We start from the raw sequence: 26,751 nt of genomic DNA, 5'->3' as shown, positions 1-26,751 counted from the left end.
CAAATGGGAGATGGTTTTAAATGCAAAAAATGTTAGCAAAAAATAATGAAAAAAGAGATATTTCGTTAATTTTATGTATAATATATTGCAGTTATCTAGTATTTAAAGTGTTTATTCAAAAAGGAATAGCGATAACAAACAATGATGTGTTAAGATACATGTATTTTTTTAGAATAGACAAATTTTTATTCTGTATTCCGTTTCTTTATTACTTTATAAAAAATAACAAGGAATACAAATATTTTAAAGTGAATGAAACACTAAGCAAACGAGATTTCAATATATATTTTGCATCGATTTTTTGGATAAATATCGCTTTAGGTTTTATAATTTCAATAGTAAGCAATATTTATGAACAGGATTTTGTAATAGAGAGACCTTTATATTTACATATAATTCATGCAATATGTATTGCACCTGTTTTAGAGGAAATAATATTTCGTGGAGTTATAATGAATAATTTGAAAAAGTATGGAATCAAAACAGCAATAATTTCCAGCTCAATTCTTTTTGGATTATCTCATTATAATATAGATATGATTATTCCAGCATTCTTTATAGGTATTGTACTGTCTTATGTTGCATATAGATATTCTATTAAATATTCTATTTTAATGCATATTCTAATAAATATGATTTCTGAAACACCTGAAATAGGAGAAGCCTCCCTGCTTATTTTTGTGATAATCGCCGTATTTTTGCTTATATTCTATCTATCTTTCTTTATATCTGGATTAATAAAGAAAAGCTATAAAGATATATTTTTAGTATTTAAATTAAGTGATGAAGATAGAAAAAATGTTGCTGGATTTCTGAAAACTAATGGATTGTATTTAGTGGTAATACTTGTTATTGTAATTTCTGGCTTGCTACTTAATTACAAGTTGTTTTAGGGTAAATAGGGAGTTTTTAGTTTTTAGTTTTTTCTTTTATATCAGTGCTTATTTCTTTTTTGCTTTATCTATCTTGTCTTTTTCTCCAATTTCTAATAACTAATCCCACTGTCAAGTAAAGAATTGTCGAAATTATACCTACTGAAAGTGAAAAAAGAAATGCCTGATTTTTTTCTACAGATACAATTCCTAAAAGAAGCAACGGATTTATCACTGCATCTTCCATAGTATGCATAATAACTAATGGCCACATAGATTTAGTAACTCTAAAAATTTCTGTATATATTACCGTCCAGCATATCACTACTATTGTTCCAGCAAGGAAAAAAGTTAGTCTCTCAACAGGTAAAGTGTTTTGTATTTCACTTTCGGACAAAAATATCATAATATATGGCAAGTGCCAAATCCACCAGATAAATCCGATAAGTAAGTACAATTTCAAATCGGATAATTTTAATTTTAACAATTGGTTTGTAAGATAGGCTCTCCAAACTGACTCTTCAAATATATTTTTTATAAATTGAATGGCAATTTGTACAGATAAAACCCCAATATAGGCTGTAATTCCAATATTTACATTGGGAAATTTAATCCCTTTCGTTATTAATCCCAGTAATATAACAATTAAAGTGACAGTGGGGTATACTAAAAAGCTAATCAAATATAACTTTTTATTATTTTTAAAATTAATGGAAACCGCTGAATTTTTCCACCCATCTTCTCCAAAAATGCGAAGAAGAATTGTACAAATTAATGGAGATAGTAACCAGATAAGCATTCCAAAAGGTTCTTCTCCTGCCATTGTTCCAACATTTTCATAATGGGCTTGACCAGACAATTTATCAACAAGGTATCCAATCCAGCCACAAGCAGTACTAACAATTGTAAAGATAATTATGTTTCGTTTAATCTTACTTATATCATTCATCTTGTTTCACCTTTCTTTTTATATTTTTTTCTTCAATTTTTTAAACCATTCTATGTTAAAAGCAGTAATATCAATTCCATAATCTAAAGTAGCCAATGTAAATTTACTGATTTCTTTAATGTTTTCATATATATCGTTTTCTTTATTTAAATTTTTAATTCTTTCTTGATATTCTGTATCTTTAAGCAGATGGTCTTTAAGTGTTTCCCTTTCTTTTTCAATATGTATTGATTCCCTTAATTTTTTTAGCGACGTATATTCCTTCTCTAAAGAATGAATGATTTTATCAATCAGATTTTTTTGTTCATTTTTTGAAATATATCCCATAAAAAGAAGTTTTCCAATATCTAAATTTTTTGTTTTTGACATGTCAATAGGAACACTTATCCATTCTATCAGTGTTTTTTGTCCAACATCAGTTATTGAGTATCTTTTTTTATTTACTCCTTTTTCAACAAGCTCTTCAAAAGTAACCATTTTCGACATAAGCAATTTTTTGAGAGCTGTCTGAATGCTCCCGAGGCTGTCGCTGCACATAGATTTAAAATTGTTTCTGATTACATTTCGAAGCTCGTATGCCGTCATTCTGTGTAACATTAAAATTCCTAAAATTATTTTATCCATAATAATATACCTCCTATATATCTTATAGTAACATACCTATTAGGTATTGTGAAGAGTTTATTTTAAAATTTTTAGTATTTTATTTTTCGTTTTGTGATTTCAACTTAATTCTTATTAATAAAGCAATTTTCCAAATTTATTATTTCCAAGAAAATATAAATGTAAATAATAAAAAAAGACAACCTTTAGGCTGTCCTTAAACAATGACACTTTACGATTTTTAAATATTCTCTTTTTTCAGAGCTTTAGCAAATAGTTTTCCATTTTTCACATAATGGTCAGCGTTTTTTTGAATATGCTCTATCTCTTCATCAGTCAGTTTTCTCACTATTTTAGCAGGACTTCCTAAAATGAGAACGCCTTTCTCGTAAGGAATTTTATGAGTGACTAAAGAACCTGCACCTATAAGACAGTTAGGAGCGATTTTTGATCCATTTAAAACTGCGCTGCCCATTCCTACGATTACATTATCTCCTATTTCACAGCTATGAAGTATCACATTATGACCTACAGTAACATTTTCTCCCACGATACAGGGAAGTCCAAAATCAGTATGTAATGTCGAATTATCCTGAACATTGCTATTTTTCCCTATAATTATTTTCTCCACATCTCCTCTTAGTACCGCACCGAACCATATATTTACCCCGTCATTCAGTTCTACATTTCCCATAACATCAGCACTTTCAGCAATAAATACCTCTCCCGATATTTTAGGTTTTATTCCGTCCAATTCATAAATCATCCTGAACACACTCTCCTAACTACATATTTTTCTTTTTCAAGTATTTCTTATAAACTTTCTTAAATTCCAAATCCTCATCAATACTTTCTAACTTTTTCTCAAATAAATCTATTCTATTCTTCATAGTTTTCTCAATCGAATGAAATTGCCTGTATTCATCAATTTTAGCATGATTGCCGCTTCGCAGGACTTCTGGAACGGTGTATCCGTCAATTTCTACGGGCCTTGTGTATTGCGGGAAGCCTAAAAGTCCGTTATAGAAAGAGTCGGTTTCAAAGGATTCTTTTTTTATTATGCCTTCTTTTATACGGATTACAGAGTCCATAATTACAAGGGAAGGTAGATCGCCACTGCTTAAGACGTAATCTCCAATGGAAATTTCTTCATCCACAAATTTATCAATTACCCTTTGGTCCAGTCCTTCATAACGACCTGAAATAAGTACGATTTCCTCTTTTTCTGAAAGTTCTGTAACTTTATTGTGAGTCAGCTGTTTTCCTTGTGGGGATAAAAAAATTACATAAGGTTTTTTTGAATTTTCGTTGTTGTAAAATTCATAGTTTTCGTAAAAGAAGTTCCAGTAGGCTTCTGGCTTTAAAACCATTCCAGCACCGCCGCCAAAAGGGATGTCGTCCATCTGGCTGTGTTTATTTCTGGCATAATCCCTTATGTTTACGATGTTAAAGTTGATAATATCTCTTTCGGCTGCTCTTTTTAGTATAGTTTGGGATAAATATTGTTCAAATAATTCTGGAAAAAGTGTAAGTACGTTAAATTTCATTGATTTTACCTCTTGCGTTTAGTTTCAAATTCTTTTTATTCTCTCATTCCATCAATCAGGGTTACTTCGATTCTGTTGTTTGAAAAATCGATTTTTGTTACAAATTCATCGATTAATGGAATCATTATTTCTTTTTTTGTTACAATATCCTCAATAATTAAAATATTATGTGCAGCAGTTTCCATAACATCTGTAACTTCTCCAATTTTTTCATTTTCAGAAAATACTTCTATTCCAAACAAGTCTTTTACATAAAACTCCTCTTCATTTCTTTCAGGCAGTAAATCACGACGGATTTTAACTTTATAGCCATTCAGTTCCTTTGCGGCATCAATATTGTCAATCCCTTCAAAGTCCAAGATTGCTTTTTTATCATTTAGCCTTTTTACATTTTTTACAACAAATAATTTTTTTTTGTCATTTTTTTCAAGAAGAACACGTTCATTTTCAATAAGTTCAATGTTTTCAAAAATTGAATTGATTTTAACACTTCCACGTAAATGGTGTGTTCCGACAATTGTTCCTATATTTATTAAATTTTCCATTTTTTAGTTAAATTTCTCGCTTTCTTAAATTTTTTTCAATTTTGTAAACTTTCTGCTGTCTTCTGCAATCATTTTCAATTCATCCAGATCTATTTCATCAAAGTTAGCTGCAACTGCTGAAATTACTCCTTCCACTAATGGAGCATCTGCAATTTTTGCTTCAACTTGTCCTTCCAGCTCTTTTATTGCCTTAGATGCATTAAATACAGAACTTCCCATATCTACGAAAACAAGCACTCCGGCTCCATTATCTGCTCGGATTATTGCTTCTTTCACATTCTCTACATTTGTTCCATAAACTTCTCTTTTTACATCTCCCCCGTTTTCCAATGCAAAGTCTTCCTGTTTAAATACTTTTACAAAATTAATAATTTCCTGTGCAAGCGTGTTACTGTGGCTAACTACCACAATTCCTACTAATTTATGATTATTTTCTTTCATTTTTTATTTCTGTCCTTTCATATTATGGTTGTATTTTTAGTTTTCTCCTAGTAATCTGTCTAAAATTATTGAAACAGCGCTTCTGACACACAAATGATTGTATCTGGTATTCCCGCGGATTGGCTCCAGAATTTTATAGGATAAATCCATAATTTCATTTGTAAGTCCCCATCCTGTTCCAAATAAAATTAAATACGGAGTATTATCTTCCACGATTTCCTTGCCTAAATCAGCATATCCAACAGTATTTGGGAAAATTTTTGCTGAAGTTGTAATAATTTTTGGTTTTTTTCCTTCAATTTTTTCAATTGTTTCTATAGCACTTTGGACAGAATCTTCAAGTTCTGTGTTTTCAAAGGCTTCGTTTCTATTTTTGTTAAATTCTATCCCATTTCCTTCAGTCCAGTAGCCAATAATTCTGCCAGTCAGCTCTTTCTGGGCATCAACTGGAGTTATAATGAAATATTTTTTTATATCGTAAGTTCTGCAAGTTCTGGAAATATCGTGTATATCAAAATTTGTGACAGAAGTTGCCACAACATCGTTATTTCTGTTGTAAACAGGGTAGTGGACAAGCCCCACATATATATTATCTCTCATTTTGATATTCCTTTCAGTTTTTTATTTCTTTCTTTTCTGCCTGTAGCCACGTATCTGTTCATTTTGCTCTTTGTAAGCTAAAGCCATAATAAACAGCAGTACAGTTTGTACCCAGAAAATTGCAAAATCAGTAAAATTATGAATTACAATTCCAGCAATTAGAGCAATTTTTAGCACATTATTTCTGTCATTTCTCAAAATATCGTATAAGTAACGTAAAAATACCGCAAGCAAGGCTATTGTTCCGATTAGCCCATAACTTAAAAGCAGTTCTACAAGTGCATTATGTGAATGCGGATACACATAATTTGTAAATTTATAGTAAAAAAAGTTTCCGTGTCCATACAGAATATTTGTTTTTTTAAAAATTCTAAATGCCATATCAATAATTTCAACTCTTAGCCAGAAATATTCTATTAATGTACTTTCACGCAAGAATGGGAAAACGCCTGAAACTACTCCCAAAATATATGATAAAAGAATTAAAATACATCCAGCAAAATATCTTCTTCGTAAAAAGTAGAAAAATAATGTAAATATTCCTAAAACAACTGCAATTAGTGAAGATCTTGATCCAGTAAGCAATATTGTCAGAATATTCATTAAAAATACAGCAAAATTAATTTTTGATTTTTTTTCAAATGTAAAATATAAATTTATGATTGCAGACATCATCATAATGCTTCCTAGATAATTAGGATTAAAGTATGCAAAATATCCGATTCTGTTATGTGTGAATAAAAATTCTCCCATTCCCACTAAAAGTGAAATTCCCGAAAATTTTGCCATCCATTCCAAATTATTTTTTTTAAATTCTACATCAACAATTAACGTATAGTAACGCCCAACTACAATACATAAAAATATGGGAATTGCCATTAGACCTAAAATATTTTTATAAAAGGCGGAAGTTATAAGTGAAAATCCCAAAACAATTCCCACTGTAATGAGCGACTTGTCCTTAAATATTTTTTTATATTCTCCAGTTATAAATATATTTATTAATATTAGAATGCTAAATAAGATAACTAAAGCATAATGTATAAAAATTGAAGCACCTAAAAGTAAATACAATTTTTCCAGATACTTCTGATTTTTTGTATCCAAGTTTCCTCCTTATAATTATAATAACATAGTAAAATTAAATTTTAAATTTTTTTATAAGACTCCCTGCTCAAAGGCATAAGGAGTATATTTGCCACTTTTTGTATCAATGCTTTTAATGATTTTTTTTACTTCCGTTGTTGTTTCAAATGTGAAATCTAGCCTCAATTCATCTAAATTCAGTTCATAAATATCATCCAGCCTTGGTATCAGGTTCATCGGCTTGTCTAGATAGAGTTCAATATTATCAAGTTCATTTCTTACAATTTTGTACTTGTCATAAAATTCGCCTTCCAGCTCCTTGTATTCCTTATCAAAAATTTTATGTTCGATATACATTCCTTTTAGGTAACCGTAAATCACAAGCCCTTTTTTCAGTTTGTCAGATTTTATGTTTTTTAATTGCCGATAACTTAATTCTGGCGATAAAAATACTGTTTCAAGATTTTTGAAAGTAGAAAACATCTCAATTGTATGATTATTGAAAATATTTAAGTTCCAGTCCAGCGTTTGTCCTTTTATTCCAGTTTTTTCTCCCATAATTGCCTGATAAAGATTGGAAACTAGGTTTGTACCTATTTTTATCTTATCTGTTTTTGACAAATTCTTTTCCTTTGCAACGTCAAACTGTTTTCGGTAAATTTTTGTTATTCCCATTTCACGGCAAGCATTTTCCTGGTCATCATTTGTAACAAGTGCTGAGATAACAGGTTTTTTACTATCTTTAGATTTTCCATTTTCCAGATTAATCGTTTCAAAATTATATTTTTTTCGCTCAATAGCTTTTCTTTTGTAAGATTCAAGCAATTTTTCCAAAAGTTCTGAAACACATTCTCTTTTGAGATTTTTTAGTTCACTAAAAGGAATGAACGAAGTTCCATCATAATCAATTTGAATTTTACCAAGTTCAAAAGTCGTATCTCCAAGTTCGCCAATTTTCTCTGCGATTTGTTCTTTCGTAATCAATTTTTTGGCATCTTGTTCAATAAGATTTCCTTTCTTTGTCACAGAAATTATCTCGTTTTTCAAATTTTCAATTTCCAGCGTAAGTTCGATTTCCTCCCCTTTTTTTGCAAGTAATGTCGCATTAATAGCGGCATACCTTTTAGAAACTTTTATATTATGGATAATCCTGTCGTTAATTTCTTTAGAATAATTTTTGTAAATATATTTTGTTCCTTTTGGTAATTTTCCGATTGAAACAATATCAAATCTATTTGCTTTTTGGACTTTTTCTTTCTCATTGTGACTATTTTGCTTTTTATTTTTCTTTTCAGAATTTCTATTTTCTCCAGCTTCAATAATCCGAATTTTATTTACATATTCTCCGCCAATCTGCTCAAAAGTCTCATCTACAAATTGAACACCATCTCCTAAAATAAGTTCATCATCAATTTTAAAGTTATTTGATTCTCCAATCCTTGCTCCAAGAAAATATCCAAAATTTGAAGAATATTTAAAGTTCATAAGTTTGTTATCCAAATAAAAATATCCTTTTGAATATCCACGGTTAAACAATTTGTAACTTTCTGTCGGACGTGGAGTGCCTTTTAGAATATTGTCATAGTAGCTTACAGTCTCGAAAACGTACTCGCTCGATTTTTTCCGTCCTTCAACTTTTATTGCATCAATTCCAATATTCTTTAACATATTGATTTCCTTTTCTTGCAATAACTGATCATTCGGGCTTAAAAAATAAGCACTTTCTCCATTTTCATCTGTAAACCTTTTACGGCAGGAATAGGCACAAAGTCCACGGTTTCCGCTTCTTCCTCCAATAAAGCTGCTTATGTAGCAATTTCCAGAATAAGAAATGCAAAGTGAACCTGAAACAAATATTTCCAGTTCAATGTCAGTTTTTTCACGAATGCTTTTTATTTCTTCAAAGGAAAGTTCTCTAGCAAGGCAGACACGTGTAAGTCCTAGTTCTTTTAATTTATTGGCTTCCACGTGATTTGCCACAGTCATCTGCGTACTTCCGTGAATTTTTAAATCTGGAAAATTTTCCTTCAAAAATTTCACAAATCCCAAATCCTGCACAATAACAGCGTCAATCCCATGCTCATAAACTCTTTTAATGTTGTTATACATGCTGTTAATCTCACTATCTTTCAAAATCGTATTTAAAGTCATAAGTGTCTTAACTCCACGTGAATGAGCATAATCAATTCCATCGAATACTTCCTGCATTGCGAGATTCTCATTATTTCTTCTCGCTCCAAATCCTTTCAGACCAAAAAATACTTCATTAGCTCCAGCTTTCACAGCGGCAACTAGTTTTTCATAATTTCCAGCTGGTGCTAAAATATTCATTTTTCCTTTTTTATCAAAATTTATATCTTGTTCCAATTTAATTTTCTCTCCATTTTTCTAAAAGTTTTATCTTATATATTATAGCAAATTTGGTATTTTTTTCCAATTTATTTTTTAATAAACTTGAAAATTATAAAAAATATTTATTAATAATCATTTCTTGATAAACTTTCAATAAAAATCACTAATTTGAAAATTTTAAGAATAAAATTTAGAAACATATTTAGAAATTCAAATTATTTTTTTTATAAAACTCTTTATTTTTTGATAAAAAAATGATACTATATAGGATGTAAATTATAAAGAAAGGAGAGAATGCTAAAAATATGGAATTTTATAATTTTATTTATTTAGAGAATAAAAAGCTTGTAATTGACAAGTTTTTTCTTATTATGATTATTTTTGTAATTGCATTTGTATTATTTGCATTCTGGAAATGGTTTAGAGGAAGTATTTCTTTAAGAGATAAGCAGCTTAGTATGCTTGGTTTGATGTTTATTTTCTTGTTTGGATTGTATCATTTTGAAAATTACAGAGCTAATAATAATCGGGAAAAAGTTTATAAAAATTCGGCAAGTGTTATTAAAAAATTAGCTGAAAAATTTAAAGTAAGAGAAGATGAGATTTTTATAAATACTCCTGAAATAACAGAACATACTGTTTATAAAATAAGGGATAAATTCTATCAGATTCACTGGGTAGACAATAATATTCTGGTTGAACAAATGACAGTTCCTTACGTAGATGAAATTAAAACATTTAAAGAATAATGAAACTTCTTGTTTTTAATAAGGAAAGATAATAAAGAAAGTGAGATGATGTAATTTGGATTTTATAATTCCTTTGGCGATAAAACTTACAATTGGATTTATTGCTTTAGTAGTATTTATGAATTTAAACGGACGAAGCCAGCTGGCACCAACTTCAACAGAAGATCAGATAGGTAACTATGTTCTTGGGGGAATTATTGGTGGTGTAATTTACAATCCGAGCATAACAATAGTTCAATTTTTAATAGTATTGTTAATATGGGGACTGTTGATGACAACAATAGATTTTCTAAAAAATTCAAACAAAAATGTAAAAAAAATGATAGACGGAGAAATTGTATACTTAATAAAAGGCGGAAAAATGATAACAGAAAATTTTGCTCAGGCAACTCTTTCTATCCCTGATTTCTATACAAAATTAAGAACAAAAGGAATTTTTCAAATATCTGATATTGAAGATGCTTTTATGGAATCAAACGGACAGCTAATTGTTATACAAAAAAACGATGAAAATTATTCAAATTTATTAGTTTCCGAAGGTAAAATAATGGAAGATAATCTAGAGCATATTGGAAAAAATGATGAATGGCTTAAGGAAGAACTGGCAAAGTACAATGTTTTAGATATTAATGATATTTTCTTAGTGGAATACAGTAATGATGATAAACTTTTTATTGTGAAGAAATAATATAAAATATAAAATACTCGGATTTAATAGCGCTAATTATTATTTTGAGTATTTTTTTTATTTCTGCTATTTAAACTGGAAATAGTATTATATACAGACAGATAGTAATTTTAAAAACTTGAAAAATAATTAGCATTCTTAGAAAAAAAAATTACAATTTTTTGTGGAAAAATAATAGAAAATTTAAAGAAAATATGATATAAATATAACAAAGGGAGAATTTATCTAAAATTTGAACTTTAATAAGAAATCACAATCAAAAAATAAAAAATAAGAGAGGATTGGTTTGATGAACGGAGCAGCAGCTAGTGCAATTAATTATCAGCAGATGGCATTTGGATTCCTGGGAGGACTGGGATTATTCCTATTTTGTATAAAGTATATGGGGGATGGGCTGCAAATGGCAGCTGGAGATAGGCTTCGATATATCTTGGATAAATATACAACTTCACCGTTTTTAGGAGTTCTAGTTGGAATTTTTGTAACGGCTTTGATACAGTCGAGTTCAGGAACATCAGTTATTACTATAGGTTTAGTTGGAGCAGGGCTTTTAACTTTAAGACAGGCAATAGGAATCATTATGGGAGCAAATATCGGTACAACAATTACAACTTTCATAATTGGATTTAACATTACGCATTATGCATTGCCGATACTGTTTTTAGGAGCGGCGTGCCTATTTTTCGTAAAACATAATTTCATAAATAATTTAGGTAGAATTTTATTTGGTTTTGGGGGAATATTTTTTGCATTGACATTAATGTCAGGTGCAATGGAACCGCTTAAACATCTGCCAGCATTTACAGAATTAACAATAAAATTAAGCAACAGTCCAGTTTTAGGAGTATTTATCGGTACAATGATTACAATGCTGGTTCAGGCTTCAAGTGCTACAATCAGTATTTTACAAAATGTGTATCAGGAAAACCTTATAACCTTAAAAGCGGCATTGCCTGTACTTTTTGGGGATAACATCGGAACAACAATAACAGCGATAATTGCAGTAATTGGAGCAAATACTTCGGCAAAAAGACTTGCTTTGTCTCACACAATGTTCAATGTCATAGGAACAGTTATTTTTATGATTTTCTTATCGCCATTTTCAATGTTTGTGGAAAAAATGGCCCAGTTTTTTCATTTGAATCCAAAAGTAACAATAGCGTTTGCACATGGATCGTTTAATGCTATGACAACAATTTTGCTGTTTCCGTTTATTGGAGTGCTGGAATACATTGTTGTAAAATTAATCAGAGAAAAAGAAGAGGACAAAGTTGAACATAAGCCAAGATATCTGGATGCTGCATTAATATACACCCCTTCAATCGCATTGGGTCAAGTAAAACAGGAAATGCTTTCTATGATTTCAATTGCATTAAAAAGTTTGGAAAGATCAGTTGAATTTTTTCATGATCATAACGAGAAAACTGCAGAAAGAGTTGACAAAACAGAGGAAGCAATAAATAACATTGATCAGGAAATTACAAAATACTTAACTTCATTATCACAGGAACATATAACTGAAAAAGATGGAGAAGAAATCAGCATGTATCTTGACATGTGCCGTGATGTAGAGCGTATAGGGGATCACGCGGCTGGAATCGTAAGAGATACCAGATATGAAATTAAGAAGAAATTGGTATTTACAGAGACAGCTCATGAAGAAATACAAAAATTGTTCCTAATTTCAAAACAAATTATTGAAACTGCTGAAGAGGCGCTAAGAAATAATGACACAGAAAAAGCCTTCGCAGTAGTAGATTTGCACAACAAACTTTACACTAAGGAAAAAGAAGTAAGAAAGGCTCACATAAAACGTGTAAGTAAACAGGAATGTGATGTAAAAGCAGGACTTTACTACATAGATGTTGTGTCACACTTCACAAGAATTGGAGACCATGCGAGAAACTTAGTTGAGAAAATGATTGAAAACAAAGCAAATTAGGGGATATAAGAATAGGCTAGTGATAGCTTATTTTTATATTTGGAAACAAAAACTTTGTTATATTTTTAAAGCTTCTATTTTCTTAAATATATTGAATTTTTTTAAGATAGTAAAATTTTAGGATATTTTAGATAGCAAATAGAAATTTAGCTATTCCAAAAGAAAATTACACTATTTTATCTAAAACTCAACAAAAGGAATTAGGAAATGTTTGCTTTTATATAGTATTAATAGGGGCTAGGCATAGAACGTGACTTACTGAAATTAAAATTAAAGAAAAAATTACAGAATTTTTTAAGGAAAAAAACAAAAGTTTGACAATATTGTGGAGTATAATATAGTAGTGGAAGTGGTTATTCTGCAAAAATAATAAGAAATAGTTATGAAATTAAAGGAGGATGATTAACTATGAGAAAAATAGGGAATATAATACTTGGAGCTCTAATCATGTTAGTTGGACTTGTAATTTTAACAGAAAGTAACGACAATCATATTGATATAAAAATTGCAGATAAAGAGAATCTGAGTGTAGATAATGTGAAAAATGTAACAGCAGTAACTGAACAGCAAGGTTCAAGAAAAAAAGTTAAGGCTGTAATTATCGAATTTGATAAAACAATAAAAAATTCAAAATTATCAAAAAATGCAGTTACTGTAACTCAAAAGAGCATTTCAAAAAACAGCGCAGGCGATGAAATAGACGAGCCAATAATCAACACGACTGAAACTAGGATAAATAGGGAAGTTTCAAAAATATATACAAGTGACAAGATAGATGATAATGTAGAAGCAAAGAATGGAAAATATCTTTATTTGGAACTTGCTGAAGATAAAAATTCCAATAAGGAATCTGCACAGAAAAATCTTGAAAATTTAAAAATATCAATTTCAGAGGATAAAGCTAACTATTTTACAAACAGCAAAAGTTTTAATGTGAGCAGTAAATCGTAAAGAAATTTTTAGAAAGAAAAATATTTAATAGAATGGTGAATACAATGAGAAATAGAAAGTTACTATTAATTTTAGCATTAACAATAATATTGACAGCAGGATGTTCCAAAAAAAGTGACAGTAAGGCTAATGATTTAAAAAAGCAGAATACCACTGAAAGTGGAAAAGTTACAGGAACTTCAGAAAAAGAGTACTTAAAAAATATAAATTATTCAAATTTAGCAGATAAAACTGTGAAGGGAGAGGTTGAGAAAAATTTAGAAAATGCTGGAGTTAATTCCAGCAATATAAATCTTTTTTTCAAAAGTGTAAATTACTATAACGAAGCAACTCAAAATAAAGGGCTTATAAAAGAAGGCTTTGTTAATTCTGAAAATATAAATCCAACTTATGATGAAGTGGCTATCCAGCAAATCTGGGATAAAAAAAATAAGAATTTTCCAGGCTTTAATTGCCGGATAACAGCATTTACATTTATGAAAGATTACGTAAAAGTAGAAAAACCAGTTGTAAAAACAGGAGAAATGCTTTTTATGGATATGGAGTCACTGAAAAATGTACCATTTGAATTATTTTCACAAAATGAAAAGGATAGATTTGTAAATTTATTTTCAGAAATTCCGACAAAGGCTACTAAAGATGTAAATATTCACGTTGAAAATGTGAAAAATGCGTGGAAAGAGCGAGGAGTTACATTTGATAAAAATAGTAAAATATCAATGATTTCTGTGTTTTTTCATTTTAATGATGAACCTGAAGAAAATATTTTATTTGTTGGACATGTTGGAGTTCTCATCCCAGAAAGCAATGGAAAACTTATGTTTATTGAAAAATTGGCATTTCAACAGCCTTACCAAGTATTAAAATTTAATAATCGAACAGAGCTGAATGATTATCTTATGAACAAATATGATACTGCATGGGGACAACAGACTGCGAAGCCATTTATTATGGAAAACGATGACTTGCTAAAGGGCTACAGAGGGAATCCAAATAATAATAAATAATTATTTAAAATATTTTAAGAGGAGTATCTAACAATGCTTTTTTTTACAAGAAAAAAATCATGGAAATTATTTGCTGGAATAAGTTTATTGGCAGTTTTTCAATTTGCTTGTAGTAATGAAGTAAAAAATAATTCTAAAGAAATAAATTCAGAAAATAATATGAAATCTGAAAAATTAATAAATCCAGAGGAAATGACACTGCAAGCAAGATACGGTGTTCCGCAAGGATACAAAAGAGTAGCGGTAGAAAAAGGCAGTTTTGCTGAATTTTTAAGAAATCAGAAATTAAAGCCTTATGGAGAAAAAGTGAAGTATTTTAACGGAAATTACAAACAGAGTGAAGGGATTTATGACAGTGTATTTGATGTGGAAATAGGCGACAGGGATTTGCACCAATGTGCTGATGCAATAATGCTTTTACGTGGTGAATATTTTTATAGTAAAAAAGAATACGATAAAATTAATTTTAATTTTGTGACAGGATTTAATGCGCAATATTCTAAGTGGATGCAAGGTTATCGAATAAATCCTAATGGAAAAGGAAGTTACTATAAAAAATCTGCTCCATCTAATACATACAAGGACTTTAGAAACTTTATGAATATTGTTTTTGGATATGCAGGAACATTATCCCTTGAAAAGGAAATGACACCGCAAAAAATCGAAAATATGAAAATTGGAGATGTGTTTATTATGGGTGGCAGTCCAGGACACGCTGTTATTGTAGTGGATATGGCTGAAAATGAGGAAGGAGAAAAAATATTTATGCTTGCTCAATCGTATATGCCTGCTCAGCAGACTCAAATTTTGATAAATCCTGAAAATGGAGGAGTATGGTATTCATTGAAAGGAAAAGATGTACTTGTAACACCTGAATGGAAATTTCCAATAGAAGAATTAAGAAAATTTTAGTTTTGTAAATTTACTTTCAATATCAAATCTTCTTAAAGAATAGAAATTGTTTAATGAGTAATCCTACGAAAATAAAAAAGAAAAAACATAATAATAAGATACTTAAAATAATAAAATAAAAAACTCAGAAGATAAATATTATTTTCCGAGTTTTTTTGTTTAAGAAATTAAATAATTAGATTATTTTTTTACTTTTCTTGTTTTTTTGTCTTTTTTGCTGTCTTTTTTTGCTTTTGATCCCTTTGATGATTTTTTATCAGAAGATTTTTTTCTTCCTTTTCTATCTTTTCTTTTGTCTGATTTTTTACCAGACTTTTCTCCACTGTTTCTATTTCCAGTAGCTTCTTCAACAAGCGGTTTTGCATCTTTTTTAGAATTTAAGGCTCGCATTATGTATTGGGCTTCCTGTAACGGTACTGTTATGAAAGAGTATTTGTCCATAATTTTAACATCTTTTACTTTTCTTCCTGGTGTTTTTGCTTTTTTATTTAATAAATCAAGCAATCGTCCAACATTATAGCCATCTTTACTTCCAAGTGCGATAAATAATCTTGTTTTGTCATCAATTTTAACTTTCACATCTTGAATTTCACTATAATTGTCAGGTAAGAATTCATCTTCATAAACATGTCTTAATACAGATGCAAGGACTTGTTTCGCATCTCTTCCGTCCATCAGTTTTTCAGCCAGTTCCTTATAGGCATCAAAGTCATTTTCCTTAATGATTTCGTCAACGTAAGCAACCAATGCTTCTCTTTTTGCCTCAAGAATTTCTTCTACATTCGGAATGTCTTCCCGTTTTATGTCAGTTTTTGTGATACGTTTAATTTGAGCAAGTTTGCTAGCCTCTCTCGGAGTTACAAAAGTTATTGCGACACCTTTTTGTCCAGCACGTCCTGTTCTTCCTATTCTGTGAACATAGGACTCGGCTTCTTGTGGGATAGAGTAGTTGATAACATGTGTCAGGTTGCTTACATCAATTCCACGTGCGGCAACATCTGTCGCAACTAATATTGTCAATATTTTTTTCTTGAATAGATCAAGCGCCTTTTGTCTGAGAGCTTGAGTAATATCTCCATGAATACACTCTGCATCGTAGTTTCTAGCTTTTAATTTGTTTGTAACATCATCTACTTCAGATTTTGTACGGCAAAATACAATTCCATAAAAATCCTGTTCATAATCAAGAACTCTACATAAAGCTTCAAATTTATCTTCCTGTTTTACTTCATAGTAAATTTGTTCGGTCAAATTAGTTGTAAGTTCTTTTTTCTCAACTTTTAATAATTTGTGTTCTGGCATAAATCTTTTGGCAATAGCCATAATTGCTTTAGGGATTGTTGCTGAAAAGAATAACATTTTTTTCTCATCGTTAGTTTTTTCCAGAATAGCTTCAATATCTTCCAAAAATCCCATATTTAGCATTTCATCGGCTTCATCAAGCACAAAATAATCTAAGTTGTCAACTTTTAGTACTTTTTTTCTCATTAAGTCCATAACACGTCCTGGCGTTCCAACGACAATATCTACTCCAGATTTTAATTTTTTTATCTGATTTTCGATAGATGCACCACCATAGACAGCGAGCACTTTTAAATCCTTTGCTCCTTTCAATGAATAAATTTCATCGGCAACTTGATTGGCAAGTTCTCTTGTTGGTGCTAAAATTAAGGCTCTAACTGTCTTATCAGCTTCAATTGTTTCTAAAATTGGGATACCAAATGCTGCAGTTTTACCTGTTCCTGTCTGAGCTTGTCCTATCAAGTGGGTTCTTTCCTTTAATAATTCAGGGACTACCAATTTTTGTATTTCACTTGGCTCCTCGAATCCTTTTTTGCTTAAAGCGTTAAGCATCTCCGTGCTTAATCCAAAATCTTCAAATCTTTGCATTACTTTTTTATTTACCTTCTTTCGTTTTATAGTTTAATTTATACTTATTATTTTAAAAAAATTTTTTGTACGTGTTATTATATCATATTTTTTAGCTTTTTGTACTTAATTTTTAAAATTTATTTTCATAAACCGTGACAAAATAATTTTGAGGCTAAATTTAAAGATTAGCCAAAATTCATTTAAGCACTGATTTATTTAGCTTTCGTTAACTTTATATTTCAAAACTTTAGTTGCATTCAATACAGCAAGCAAAGCAACACCAACGTCTGCAAATACAGCTTCCCACATTGTTGCATCCCCAAAAAGCCCTAGAATTAGAACTATTAATTTTACAGCAAATGCTAAAGTAATGTTTTGCCAAACAATTGTTTTAGTTTTTTTAGCTATTTTCATAGCAGTTACAATTTTTGAAGGTTCATCATTCATTATTACAACATCGGCAGCTTCGATGGCGGCATCACTTCCGACACCTCCCATTGCGATTCCAATGTCGGCTCTGGCAAGTACAGGTGCGTCATTTATTCCATCTCCTACAAATACAACTTTCCCTTTTTCGCTTTTAGTCTTGTAAATTTCTTCCAGCTTTTCAACTTTCTCATTTGGAAGCAGTTCAGCAAAAACTTTGTCAATTCCAAGTTTTTGAGCAATGTTTTTACCGATTGCATTGTTATCGCCAGTAAGCATCACAATTTCCTTGATTCCGTTTGCCTTTATTCCCTTGATTGCTTTTGGAGAATCTGCTTTTATTTCATCAGAAATTAGGATATTTCCGATATATTGTCCATCAAATGCAATGTAAATTACAGTTCCTAAATTCTCTTTTTCAGTAAATTTAATATTTTCTAAGTTCATTAATTTGGAATTTCCAGCTAAAATCTGATGATTATTTATATTAGCCTTTATTCCAAATCCTGAAATTTCTTCAAAATCTTTTACAATGCTTTCATCAATTTTTGTAGCAGAATTTTCATATTCAGAAACTATTGACTGTGCAATAGGATGATTTGAAAATTTTTCAATATGTGCGGCATATTTTAATAGTAAAGATTGTGTCAAATCAGTTTTATTATTTTCAAAATCATTTATTTTTACATTATTTTCAACGTTTATTTCAGTAACTTTGAAGACACCTTTTGTCAAAGTTCCAGTCTTGTCCATAACGACACTTTCCACATCATTCAGTGCTTCCAGATAATTTGCACCTTTTACTAGAATCCCATGTTTTGAGGCACCACCAATTCCACCGAAAAACCCTAATGGAATAGAGATAATCAAAGCACATGGACAAGATACAACAAGGAAAATTAAAGCACGATAAATCCAGTCTGTAAATGTTGCGCCTGAAATTAACAATGGAGGGAAAATTGCCATAATTAAAGCTGTTATTACAACTGCTGGAGTATAATATTTTGCAAATTTTGTAATAAAATTTTCTGTTTTTGACTTTTTACTGCTGGCATTTTCCACCAAGTTAAGTATTTTGGAAACAGTTGATTCTGAAAATACTTTTGCAACTTCAATTTCCACAAGCCCCGTTTTATTTATAAACCCACTTAGGACGTTGTCTCCTGTTTTTGCTTCACGAGGAAGTGATTCTCCTGTTAGTGCAGAAGTGTCAAAAGCTGAATTTCCATTTATAATTCTTCCATCCAAAGGTACTTTTTCTCCTGGTTTTACTACAATAATGTCAGCGACTTTGATTTTTTCAGGATTTACTTTTTTTATTCCAGTATCAGTTTTAAGATTTGCATAATCAGGACGAATGTCCATTAACGCTATAATAGATTTTCTTGAATTATTAACTGCAATGCCTTGAAACAGTTCTCCAAGCTGATAGAATAGCATAACAGCCACACCTTCAGGATACTCTCCAATAGCAAATGCCCCAATTGTCGCAACTGCCATCAGAAAGTTTTCATCAAAAACTTGTCCCTTCAAAATATTTTTTACAGCAGAAAGCAGAACATCGCCGCCGATTATGAAATAACTTATTAAAAATACAGCTAATTTAGGAATAAATAGAGTTTTTGGAATAAAAATTCCTAAAACAAATAAAATTCCACCAATTAATAATTTTTTCTTTATTTTATCAGTATCCTCTTCTCCATGAGCGTGAGAGTGGCTATGATCATGGATATGTGCATGAGAATGTGAGTGACTATGGCTGTGGGCATGAAGTTTTTTGGTAGAAATCTTTACTCCATGCTCAATTTTATTCACTTCGGCTTGAATAAATTCAGCCAGTTCATCCTGTGAAAAATTCTCAGACTCCACAATAACCCTTTTCCCAAGAAAATCAACAGTAGCCGCCTTAATTCTCTCCAGCGTATTTAATTTACGTTCAATCTTAGCGGCACAGTTAGGGCAGTCTATCCCTTCAATAAATAACGTGCATTCATTAGTTTTCATGAGCCTAACCTCCAAAAGTTTTTTTATTTATCAAATTTATTTTATTCAAACGTATGAACATTTATTCATATATATTTTACTATATTTAATATTTATTGTCAATATATTTTTTCTTAATTTTACAGTTATTTTTACTAGATATATTGTGATTTAATATTTGTTAATAAAACCTCAATATTAACAGTATAAAAAAAGAATAATATCAGATATATGTGGTATAATTTATTGAATTTCATTAATAAGATTATATTATGATGTAATTTATGAAATAATGTGCTATTGTAAAATATGTAAATGAAGATAGGAGAGATTAAAATGAAATACTATTTTTGTGAAATAAATTCAAAAAAACAAAGTTATCTAGGAAAATTAGTAATATTAATACTAGCTATGCTAGTAAGTACAATTTCGTTTGGAGTAAAATTAGGAACAATAAAAGGGCTTTCAAAGTTGAGTAATTATAACGAGCTTAAAGATGTTGATGTGAGTGATATAACAACGCTTAAAATAATAAATGGAATTCCGCGACAACCGGGAAAAGGATTTAGTGGAGTGGCAGTTCTCTATTTAGATGGGAAAATTATTGGATTATCCACTATAAAAAATGGTAAAAATCATGGAAAACTTTATGCTTATACAGATAATGGACAATTAATTGATGCTGGTGAATGGAAAAATGGGGTAAAAGATGGTGAATCTAAAAATTATTATGAAGATGGACAACTAATGAATATACAAATATTTAAAAATGATGTTTTGACTTTTGCTAAAGTATACAATCAAGATGGAAGTATTAAATCCACATATACTCAAACTTCAGGAAATAGAGGTATAATGGAAATTCACACAAAAGAAGGAAATAAAGAAACTACAATGAAAGTTGAAGTAATATACAAAGAAATAAATAGAATTGTCTATTCCTATTATACATTTATTAGAGATGGTAAATTTGAAGTTTTTGATAATAAAGGACGACTTTTAGAAGAAGGAACCTATAAAGATGATGAAGTTGTAAGTTCAACAAAGATTGATAAGTTTCTAGGATTTATTGCACAAGATAGCACTTATAAGGTAAATGTTGAGGATAGGGACTACTTTTTCAAGACATTGAAGGAATTCAATTTAAAGGGATTGACAGAAGAACACTATAAGGAACAAGTAAAACTTTTTGGAAGCAAATCTTTTTGTTCTTCGTTGGGAATGGTTATCCCTCAGTATTATATATTTGAAGGAGAGCCTGTTCAAGCACTTATAGAATCATATTTATTAAAGATGTCTAAAGATATTAAAAAAGTATCAAAAAAATATACTGAACTTAACGACAAAGATTTTATTACAAAATATTTCAAGAGTTATTGTAAAGTTCCTTCGGAAAGTTCATTAAGTTTTGTGAAGGATTACAATAAAGATCCAAAAGCTTTGAGAGAATTTTTGAAAAATCCTGTAATTAAGTAGTACAATAGAAAGAATTAAAGTATAAATATTTTGAAAGTAATGATTTATGATGAAAAAATTAGTTTTAGGAGCATTATTATCATTTGGACTGTTAAGTTTTTCGCAAAATATAAAAGTACAGAAGGGAAGTTACTGTAAAGGAATTTCAGGAAAATCTGCAGATAGTGGAAGCGGTTCAGGTAGAAACAGATAAGGTAAATAAAAAATAAATATAAGCACAGGCTTTTTAATATTAACTGATTATTAGTTAATCTATTATTAAAAAGTACTGTCTTTTTAATTTTCAAAAAAATATCAAAATTTAGATTTAGCTATTGCTAAAAGACATAGTGATTATAAGAAAAAATCATTTGAGATTTTAAGTAATATTTGTTACAATTGGGTATAGATTTAATGAAAAATAATAACTTTAGGAGGAAAAAGATGGCATTAGAAAAGGTAAATTCGCCAGAAGACTTGAAAAAATTAAGTAGAGAAGAATTAATAGTATTGGCACAGGATATTAGGGATGCAATGCTTCACAGAGTTAGTAATAAAGGGGGACATGTGGGACCTGACTTTGGAGCAGTTGAACTAATAATTGCATTACACAAAGTGTTTAATTCACCTGTTGATAAATTTGTATTTGACGTTTCACACCAATGTTATCCGCATAAAATCATTACTGGGAGAAAATTTGGATTTTTAGATTTGGATAGGTATTCGGAAGTTTCGGGGTATACCAATCAAGATGAAAGTGAACATGATTTCTTTAAAATCGGGCATACTTCGACATCTGTCAGTTTAGCGACTGGACTTGCTAAAGCGAGAGATTTACGTGGTGTAAAAGAAAATATAATTGCAATTATTGGGGATGGTTCTCTTAGTGGCGGAGAAGCATTTGAAGGACTTAATATGGCTTCTGAACTTGGTACGAATATGATTGTTGTTGCAAATGATAATGATATGTCGATTGCTGAAAATCATGGAGGGCTTTATAAAAATTTAAGAGAATTAAGAGAAAGTAACGGACAGGCTCAAAATAATTATTTTAAATCGTTGGGGCTTGACTATGTTTATGTGGATAAAGGAAATGATTTGGATGCTTTGATAGAAGTTTTTGAGAAAGTAAAAGACATTAACCATCCAATAGTTGTTCACGTGCATACTCAAAAAGGAAAAGGGCTGTCTTACGCTGAAAAGGATAAGGAAACTTGGCACTATGGAATGCCTTTTGACTCAGAAACAGGAGAAAAACGTAATTCTTATTCTGGCGGATTGAGTAATGATACTGCTGAATTTTTGATGGATAAAATGGAAAAAGATTCGATAGTAGCTGTTGCAACTTCCGGAACACCAACTGTTTTAGGATTTACAAGGGATAGAAGAGAAAAATTTGCAAAACAGTTTATTGATGTCGGAATTGTAGAGGAACAGGCTGTAGCAATGATTTCTGGAATGGCTAAAAATGGTGGAAAACCAATATATGGAGTTTTTAGCACATTTATTCAAAGAACTTATGATCAGCTTTCTCAAGATTTGGCAATAAATAATAATTCAGCTACCATTCTTATTTTCGGCGGAGGACTAGGTGGAATGAGTGATGTTACCCATTTATGCTGGTTTGATATCTCATTAGTGTCAAATATTCCAAACATCGTATTTCTAGCTCCAACAAGCAAAGAAGAATATTTCGCAATGCTAGACTGGTCAATTGAATACAAAGGGCATCCAGTTGCAATAAGAGTGCCTTCTCAATTGTCAGAAGATACAGGAAATGTACAAAAAGATTTTAGCGACTTAAACAAATATCTTGTTACTGAAAAAGGAAAAGATGTAGCAATCTTAGGGCTAGGTAACTTTTACAAATTAGGAAAAGAAGTAAAAGAACTTTTAAAAGAAAATGGAATTGATGCAACATTAATTAATCCAAGATATGCTTCAGGGATTGATGAAACATTGCTAAACGAATTAAAAGCAGAACACAAATTAGTTGTTACACTAGAAGATGGTGTAATAGATGGCGGATTTGGAGAAAAAATTGCGAGATTCTACGGGACTTCTGATATGAAAGTCTTAAATTATGGTATTAAGAAAGAATTTACTGATAGAGTGGCTCCAGATGTGGCATTTAAAAGTAATAGATTAACTAAAGAGCAGGTTACACAAGATATTTTAGACATTGTGAAATAATTTGTATTAAATGAAATCAGGAATGACTTTTTGAAGGATTTTCTGATTTTTTTATATTCTTTCTTTTTCTTAAAAATCAAAATTGTATTTCAAAAAAAAATTTGATATACTTGTTTTATAAAATTAAGTTTATAAAAGTTAAATAAAACAAAAGTTTCGAGAAAATAGTTATAATTTTCAAGTTTATTTTTTAAATAATAAAGCGAGGAATAATATGAAAATAAAAAAATATGAAATAAATTTTGAAGAAATAGATAAAAAATTAAATAAATACAAAGAACCAAAACTTAATGAACATTTATTGAAACAATTAAGAAAGGATCTGATAATAAAATGGACATACAACAGCAATGCAATTGAAGGAAGCACTTTTACATTGATGGAAACAAAAGTTCTGCTTGAAGATGGAATAACTGTTGGGGGGAAGACTATGAGAGAACATCTTGAAATAATAGGGCATGCTGAAGCCATTTATTATTTGGAAGAAATTATAAAAGATGATACAGAACTATCAGAAAAAGAGATAAGAAATATTCATAGTTTAATAACAAAAGGCATTGAAAATATAAATCCAGGACAGTATCGAACAGTCCCAGTATATATAAGCGGTGCAGATCATATTCCGCCACAGCCTTATATGATACTTCCTGAAATGGAAAAATTAATGTTATGGTATAGAAATGAGGCAAATGAGTTGCATCCGATAGAAAGAGCGACTATTTTACATGGTGAATTTGTCAAAATACATCCATTTTTAGATGGAAATGGAAGAACTTCCAGACTGCTTCTAAATTTTGAACTTATGAAAAATGGCTATCCTCCGATAATTATTGAAAAGTCGGAAAGAGCAATTTATTTTGAAAGTCTGGAAAAAGGTTCGCTAACAGGCGACTGGAGTGATTTTATACAGTTTGTTGCTAAAAAATGTGAAGAAAGAATTGATTTTATAAATTCATTTAAAGAAAAAGAAACAAAATTATAAAAATACAAAAAATAGGGCATAAAAATGCCCCTTTAATTATATAAATTATAAAAATATATTATTTCATAACTCTCAATATAAGCTTCTCTTTTGCATCCTTTAAGATCTCATTAATTTCATTTTTTGAAATATTATTTGCCAAGATGATATAGTAATTTTCAATTTGATTTATTAGTTCAAATGGCGAATTTTCTATATCAAAGTCATCTGAAACTCTTATATAGTAAGAATCTTTCACTGTGTTTGAGTCCACAATTTCAAATACTTTTGTAGAATTAAAGAAATAATCTGATTCAATGTGATTTCTTGTTACAATTTTTACGATGTCTGCCACTACAGCTGACGCAGTAGGATCCATTCCAGCACCTTTTCCATAAAATAAAGTTTTGTCTGTGTAAGAACCAGTTGTTTCAATTGCATTGTAAACATCGTCAACTTTTGCTAAAATTTCGCTATTTGGAATTAATGATGGCTCTACAGAAATTTGTGCTGATGTATCAGACAGCAGCTTTGAACTTGCGATTAATTTTATAGTTGAGTTTAGCTGGTTTGCTGAGAAGATGTCAACAGTGCTGATTTCTCTTATTCCTGATAATTGCATATCTTTAAATTTGATTGAACCTCCGTAGGCAAGTGAGGCAAGAATATTTATTTTATGCCCTGCATCAATTCCATCTACGTCATAAGTAGGATCAGCTTCTGCATATCCTTTTTCAGAGGCAATTTTTAGTGCTTCATCAAATGATAAATTATCTTCTTTCATTTTTGTCAAAATATAATTTGAAGTTCCGTTCATAATTCCACGAATTTCAGTAACTGTATTTGCAACTAGACTTTCCATCAAAGGCGTTACAATAGGAATTCCTCCACCAACAGCGGCTTCAAACAGGAATGACACTCCATTTTGTTTTGCACGCTGGAATAGTTCCACCCCGTATTTTGCAATTAGGGCCTTGTTTGCTGTAACAACACTTTTTTTAGCTTCAAATGCTTCAATAATTATTTGTTTTGCTACAGTTTCTCCACCAATTAGTTCTACAATGATTTTAATTTCAGGATCATTTAATATTTTTTTGTAATCATTTGTAAGTATTGATTTATCAAAATCAAAAGAAAAATCACGGTTAATGTTTAAATCACAAGCATATTTCACTTCAATGTCGGCTCTTGATTTTTCAAAAATGCTTTCTTTTTCGTTAGTTAATACTTTAAGAACTCCTTCTCCGACAGTTCCAAGTCCAACAATTCCTATTTTCATATTTTTAAAAGACCTCCTTTTAAGTTGTTTGTTTTTGTTTTTTAATTATCAATTTCAATAAATCTTTTATGAAGCGCAGTAACAGCTTTATCTACATCGTCTTCATGGATAATGCATGAAACATTAATTTCAGAGCAAGAAATCATATCAATGTTTATATTGTTTTCTGCAAGTGTGTCAAAAATTTCAGATGTTGTTTCATAATGGCTTTTTAGCCCAATTCCAACAACAGATACTTTTGCAATTTTTTCTTCATACGAAACACCTTCAGCCCCAATATTCTCTTTTATCTGTTCCGAAATAGCCACAGCTTCCTTCAAATCATCACTTTTTACAGTAAATGATATATTATTTAATTCTTTGCTAGCACTTGAACTTTGCAAGATTATGTCTGTATTAATTTTTTCCTTAGCAAGTCTAGAAAATACTTTTGCAGCAATTCCTGGCTTATCAGGTACTCCAAATAGTGTTATTTTCCCTTCATTTTTAGAAGAGGTAATACCAGCGATTTTTACTTTTTCCATAGCTTCTCCTTTTATGTCAATATTTTGATTTCCTATTTCATCAAATCCTTCTTCCCTTTGCACAATCGTTCCTTCAGAATCATCAAATGATGAACGTAAATGTATTTTTATACCATACTTTGCTGCAATTTCAACTGATCTTGGATGCAGCACTTTTGCTCCCGAAGCGGCCAATTCCAGCATTTCCTGATATGAGATAGTTTGCAGCTTTTTAGCGTTTTTTACAATTCTGGGATCCGCTGTGTAAACTCCGTCAACATCGGTATAAATTTCCACTTCATCAGCATTAAGGGCAGCTCCCAGCGCGACAGCAGTTGTATCAGAACCACCACGCCCAAGCGTAGTAATTTCATTGTTTTCAGTAATTCCTTGAAATCCAGCAAACACAACTACATTTCCCTCGTCTAGTTTTTCCTGTATAATTTGGGTATCAATGTCAATGATTTTAGCTTTTGTATGCACAGATGTTGTTTTAAAATTGACTTGAAAAGCATTTAATGAAACTGCCTTTTCTCCCAAATCAGCAACAGCAATGGCAAGAGATGCAATAGAAATTTGCTCACCTGATGTCAAAAGCATGTCAAATTCACGTTTATTTGGAGAATCTGACAGTTCATAAGCCCGTTTTATTAGCTCATCAGTTCTCCCAGCTGGTGCAGAAACAACAACAATTACATCATGTCCAGCCTTTCTGTATTTTACAACTCGTTTTGCGACTTCCTTTACCCTCTCGGCGTTCGCAACGGAAGTTCCTCCATATTTCTGTATAATTAACGCCATGTTACCTCCTATTTTCTTTAACATGTTTCTCAAT

The 26,751-nt window shown here is 30.4% G+C and carries 24 protein-coding genes; 11 read left to right on the top strand and 13 right to left on the bottom strand.

Annotated elements, in window-relative coordinates; translation table 11 throughout:
• Positions 1 to 20: 20 nt before the first annotated feature.
• A complete protein-coding gene (locus FVE77_RS07195) occupies positions 21 to 893 on the top strand; it encodes a CPBP family intramembrane glutamic endopeptidase (RefSeq protein WP_026746157.1) in 873 nt (290 codons plus the stop codon).
• Between the two features lie 64 nt (positions 894 to 957).
• Here the strand turns inward: FVE77_RS07195 and FVE77_RS07190 are convergent, their stop codons facing one another.
• The 9 genes from FVE77_RS07190 to FVE77_RS07150 all read right to left on the bottom strand — a co-directional run bounded on the left by FVE77_RS07190 (position 958) and on the right by FVE77_RS07150 (position 8,974).
• Positions 958 to 1,821 carry a CPBP family glutamic-type intramembrane protease gene (locus tag FVE77_RS07190; RefSeq protein ID WP_026746158.1) on the bottom strand — a complete coding sequence of 288 codons (864 nt, stop codon included), beginning with the start codon at positions 1,819 to 1,821 and terminating at the stop codon, positions 958 to 960.
• Positions 1,822 to 1,839: 18 nt separating this feature from the next.
• On the bottom strand, positions 1,840 to 2,445 hold the full coding sequence (locus FVE77_RS07185; protein WP_026746159.1) for a PadR family transcriptional regulator: 606 nt from the start codon (positions 2,443 to 2,445) through the stop codon (positions 1,840 to 1,842).
• A gap of 220 nt (positions 2,446 to 2,665) precedes the next feature.
• Entirely contained in the window at positions 2,666 to 3,190 is a 525-nt protein-coding gene (locus FVE77_RS07180; RefSeq protein WP_026746160.1) for a gamma carbonic anhydrase family protein, read from the bottom strand.
• A 19-nt stretch (positions 3,191 to 3,209) separates the two neighbouring features.
• Entirely contained in the window at positions 3,210 to 3,971 is a 762-nt protein-coding gene (trmD, locus tag FVE77_RS07175; RefSeq protein ID WP_026746161.1) for a tRNA (guanosine(37)-N1)-methyltransferase TrmD, read from the bottom strand.
• Between the two features lie 35 nt (positions 3,972 to 4,006).
• Positions 4,007 to 4,516 (bottom strand): ribosome maturation factor RimM, encoded by a 510-nt coding sequence (rimM, locus tag FVE77_RS07170; protein ID WP_026746162.1) that lies wholly within the window; start codon positions 4,514 to 4,516, stop codon positions 4,007 to 4,009.
• Positions 4,517 to 4,540: 24 nt separating this feature from the next.
• The gene (locus FVE77_RS07165; RefSeq protein WP_026746163.1) at positions 4,541 to 4,957 is read right to left on the bottom strand and encodes a PTS-dependent dihydroxyacetone kinase phosphotransferase subunit DhaM; all 417 of its coding nucleotides are present in this window, start codon (positions 4,955 to 4,957) and stop codon (positions 4,541 to 4,543) included.
• 36 nt (positions 4,958 to 4,993) lie between these two features.
• Entirely contained in the window at positions 4,994 to 5,557 is a 564-nt protein-coding gene (locus tag FVE77_RS07160) for an RNA methyltransferase (RefSeq protein WP_026746164.1), read from the bottom strand.
• Between the two features lie 21 nt (positions 5,558 to 5,578).
• Positions 5,579 to 6,664, bottom strand: coding sequence for an O-antigen ligase family protein (locus FVE77_RS07155; RefSeq protein WP_026746165.1), 1,086 nt, complete (start codon positions 6,662 to 6,664; stop codon positions 5,579 to 5,581).
• Between the two features lie 51 nt (positions 6,665 to 6,715).
• Positions 6,716 to 8,974, bottom strand: coding sequence for a peptidase U32 family protein (locus FVE77_RS07150; RefSeq protein ID WP_026746166.1), 2,259 nt, complete (start codon positions 8,972 to 8,974; stop codon positions 6,716 to 6,718).
• 326 nt (positions 8,975 to 9,300) lie between these two features.
• On the opposite strand from FVE77_RS07150, the gene FVE77_RS07145 reads away from it, so the two are divergent.
• From FVE77_RS07145 to FVE77_RS07120, 6 genes are all read left to right on the top strand, one after another.
• Complete coding sequence (locus tag FVE77_RS07145) at positions 9,301 to 9,744, top strand: DUF3290 family protein (RefSeq protein ID WP_026746167.1); 444 nt, start codon at positions 9,301 to 9,303, stop codon at positions 9,742 to 9,744.
• 55 nt (positions 9,745 to 9,799) lie between these two features.
• Complete coding sequence (locus tag FVE77_RS07140) at positions 9,800 to 10,432, top strand: DUF421 domain-containing protein (protein ID WP_026746168.1); 633 nt, start codon at positions 9,800 to 9,802, stop codon at positions 10,430 to 10,432.
• Positions 10,433 to 10,721: 289 nt separating this feature from the next.
• Complete coding sequence (locus tag FVE77_RS07135) at positions 10,722 to 12,374, top strand: Na/Pi cotransporter family protein (protein WP_026746169.1); 1,653 nt, start codon at positions 10,722 to 10,724, stop codon at positions 12,372 to 12,374.
• 408 nt (positions 12,375 to 12,782) lie between these two features.
• Positions 12,783 to 13,325: a hypothetical protein gene (locus FVE77_RS07130; protein WP_026746170.1), complete on the top strand. Its 543-nt coding sequence runs from the start codon at positions 12,783 to 12,785 to the stop codon at positions 13,323 to 13,325.
• Positions 13,326 to 13,369: 44 nt separating this feature from the next.
• Positions 13,370 to 14,332 carry a DUF4300 family protein gene (locus FVE77_RS07125; protein ID WP_036087915.1) on the top strand — a complete coding sequence of 321 codons (963 nt, stop codon included), beginning with the start codon at positions 13,370 to 13,372 and terminating at the stop codon, positions 14,330 to 14,332.
• Between the two features lie 159 nt (positions 14,333 to 14,491).
• A complete protein-coding gene (locus FVE77_RS07120; RefSeq protein WP_051254510.1) occupies positions 14,492 to 15,244 on the top strand; it encodes a DUF4846 domain-containing protein in 753 nt (250 codons plus the stop codon).
• A 180-nt stretch (positions 15,245 to 15,424) separates the two neighbouring features.
• On the opposite strand, the gene FVE77_RS07115 is transcribed toward FVE77_RS07120, so the two are convergent.
• Both FVE77_RS07115 and FVE77_RS07110 read right to left on the bottom strand, forming a co-directional pair.
• A complete protein-coding gene (locus FVE77_RS07115) occupies positions 15,425 to 17,134 on the bottom strand; it encodes a DEAD/DEAH box helicase (protein ID WP_026746173.1) in 1,710 nt (569 codons plus the stop codon).
• Between the two features lie 198 nt (positions 17,135 to 17,332).
• The gene (locus FVE77_RS07110) at positions 17,333 to 19,546 is read right to left on the bottom strand and encodes a heavy metal translocating P-type ATPase (RefSeq protein ID WP_026746174.1); all 2,214 of its coding nucleotides are present in this window, start codon (positions 19,544 to 19,546) and stop codon (positions 17,333 to 17,335) included.
• 315 nt (positions 19,547 to 19,861) lie between these two features.
• On the opposite strand from FVE77_RS07110, the gene FVE77_RS07105 reads away from it, so the two are divergent.
• The 4 genes from FVE77_RS07105 (at position 19,862) to FVE77_RS07095 (ending at position 24,155) form a co-directional block, all read left to right on the top strand.
• Complete coding sequence (locus FVE77_RS07105) at positions 19,862 to 21,001, top strand: toxin-antitoxin system YwqK family antitoxin (protein ID WP_026746175.1); 1,140 nt, start codon at positions 19,862 to 19,864, stop codon at positions 20,999 to 21,001.
• 46 nt (positions 21,002 to 21,047) lie between these two features.
• The gene (locus tag FVE77_RS12465) at positions 21,048 to 21,194 is read left to right on the top strand and encodes a hypothetical protein (protein ID WP_154669755.1); all 147 of its coding nucleotides are present in this window, start codon (positions 21,048 to 21,050) and stop codon (positions 21,192 to 21,194) included.
• A 230-nt stretch (positions 21,195 to 21,424) separates the two neighbouring features.
• Positions 21,425 to 23,173: a 1-deoxy-D-xylulose-5-phosphate synthase gene (locus FVE77_RS07100; RefSeq protein WP_026746176.1), complete on the top strand. Its 1,749-nt coding sequence runs from the start codon at positions 21,425 to 21,427 to the stop codon at positions 23,171 to 23,173.
• 214 nt (positions 23,174 to 23,387) lie between these two features.
• Positions 23,388 to 24,155, top strand: a complete 768-nt coding sequence (locus tag FVE77_RS07095; protein ID WP_026746177.1) for a Fic family protein — start codon at positions 23,388 to 23,390, stop codon at positions 24,153 to 24,155.
• Positions 24,156 to 24,213: 58 nt separating this feature from the next.
• Here FVE77_RS07095 and FVE77_RS07090 read toward each other — a convergent pair whose 3' ends face one another.
• Together FVE77_RS07090 and FVE77_RS07085 are read right to left on the bottom strand one after the other, a co-directional pair.
• Positions 24,214 to 25,413: a homoserine dehydrogenase gene (locus FVE77_RS07090; protein ID WP_026746178.1), complete on the bottom strand. Its 1,200-nt coding sequence runs from the start codon at positions 25,411 to 25,413 to the stop codon at positions 24,214 to 24,216.
• Between the two features lie 41 nt (positions 25,414 to 25,454).
• Complete coding sequence (locus FVE77_RS07085) at positions 25,455 to 26,717, bottom strand: aspartate kinase (RefSeq protein ID WP_026746179.1); 1,263 nt, start codon at positions 26,715 to 26,717, stop codon at positions 25,455 to 25,457.
• Between the last annotated feature and the right edge of the window lie 34 nt (positions 26,718 to 26,751).

The organism is Leptotrichia hofstadii (assembly GCF_007990525.1).
Lineage (GTDB): Bacteria > Fusobacteriota > Fusobacteriia > Fusobacteriales > Leptotrichiaceae > Leptotrichia > Leptotrichia hofstadii.
Note: the sequence above shows the minus strand (reverse complement) of the source record. Positions and strands in the feature narration are given on the sequence as shown.

Excerpts from the sequence above, each read along its gene's own strand:
- FVE77_RS07195 (WP_026746157.1), top strand. The coding sequence starts at position 21 with ATGCAAAAAATGTTAGCAAAAAATAATGAAAAAAGAGATATTTCGTTA.
- FVE77_RS07190 (WP_026746158.1), bottom strand. The coding sequence starts at position 1,821 with ATGAATGATATAAGTAAGATTAAACGAAACATAATTATCTTTACAATT.
- FVE77_RS07185 (WP_026746159.1), bottom strand. The coding sequence starts at position 2,445 with ATGGATAAAATAATTTTAGGAATTTTAATGTTACACAGAATGACGGCA.
- FVE77_RS07180 (WP_026746160.1), bottom strand. The coding sequence starts at position 3,190 with ATGATTTATGAATTGGACGGAATAAAACCTAAAATATCGGGAGAGGTA.
- trmD (WP_026746161.1), bottom strand. The coding sequence starts at position 3,971 with ATGAAATTTAACGTACTTACACTTTTTCCAGAATTATTTGAACAATAT.
- rimM (WP_026746162.1), bottom strand. The coding sequence starts at position 4,516 with ATGGAAAATTTAATAAATATAGGAACAATTGTCGGAACACACCATTTA.
- FVE77_RS07165 (WP_026746163.1), bottom strand. The coding sequence starts at position 4,957 with ATGAAAGAAAATAATCATAAATTAGTAGGAATTGTGGTAGTTAGCCAC.
- FVE77_RS07160 (WP_026746164.1), bottom strand. The coding sequence starts at position 5,557 with ATGAGAGATAATATATATGTGGGGCTTGTCCACTACCCTGTTTACAAC.
- FVE77_RS07150 (WP_026746166.1), bottom strand. The coding sequence starts at position 8,974 with ATGAATATTTTAGCACCAGCTGGAAATTATGAAAAACTAGTTGCCGCT.
- FVE77_RS07145 (WP_026746167.1), top strand. The coding sequence starts at position 9,301 with ATGGAATTTTATAATTTTATTTATTTAGAGAATAAAAAGCTTGTAATT.
- FVE77_RS07135 (WP_026746169.1), top strand. The coding sequence starts at position 10,722 with ATGAACGGAGCAGCAGCTAGTGCAATTAATTATCAGCAGATGGCATTT.
- FVE77_RS07130 (WP_026746170.1), top strand. The coding sequence starts at position 12,783 with ATGAGAAAAATAGGGAATATAATACTTGGAGCTCTAATCATGTTAGTT.
- FVE77_RS07125 (WP_036087915.1), top strand. The coding sequence starts at position 13,370 with ATGAGAAATAGAAAGTTACTATTAATTTTAGCATTAACAATAATATTG.
- FVE77_RS07120 (WP_051254510.1), top strand. The coding sequence starts at position 14,492 with ATGAAATCTGAAAAATTAATAAATCCAGAGGAAATGACACTGCAAGCA.
- FVE77_RS07115 (WP_026746173.1), bottom strand. The coding sequence starts at position 17,134 with ATGCAAAGATTTGAAGATTTTGGATTAAGCACGGAGATGCTTAACGCT.
- FVE77_RS07110 (WP_026746174.1), bottom strand. The coding sequence starts at position 19,546 with ATGAAAACTAATGAATGCACGTTATTTATTGAAGGGATAGACTGCCCT.
- FVE77_RS07105 (WP_026746175.1), top strand. The coding sequence starts at position 19,862 with ATGAAATACTATTTTTGTGAAATAAATTCAAAAAAACAAAGTTATCTA.
- FVE77_RS12465 (WP_154669755.1), top strand. The coding sequence starts at position 21,048 with ATGATGAAAAAATTAGTTTTAGGAGCATTATTATCATTTGGACTGTTA.
- FVE77_RS07100 (WP_026746176.1), top strand. The coding sequence starts at position 21,425 with ATGGCATTAGAAAAGGTAAATTCGCCAGAAGACTTGAAAAAATTAAGT.
- FVE77_RS07095 (WP_026746177.1), top strand. The coding sequence starts at position 23,388 with ATGAAAATAAAAAAATATGAAATAAATTTTGAAGAAATAGATAAAAAA.
- FVE77_RS07090 (WP_026746178.1), bottom strand. The coding sequence starts at position 25,413 with ATGAAAATAGGAATTGTTGGACTTGGAACTGTCGGAGAAGGAGTTCTT.
- FVE77_RS07085 (WP_026746179.1), bottom strand. The coding sequence starts at position 26,717 with ATGGCGTTAATTATACAGAAATATGGAGGAACTTCCGTTGCGAACGCC.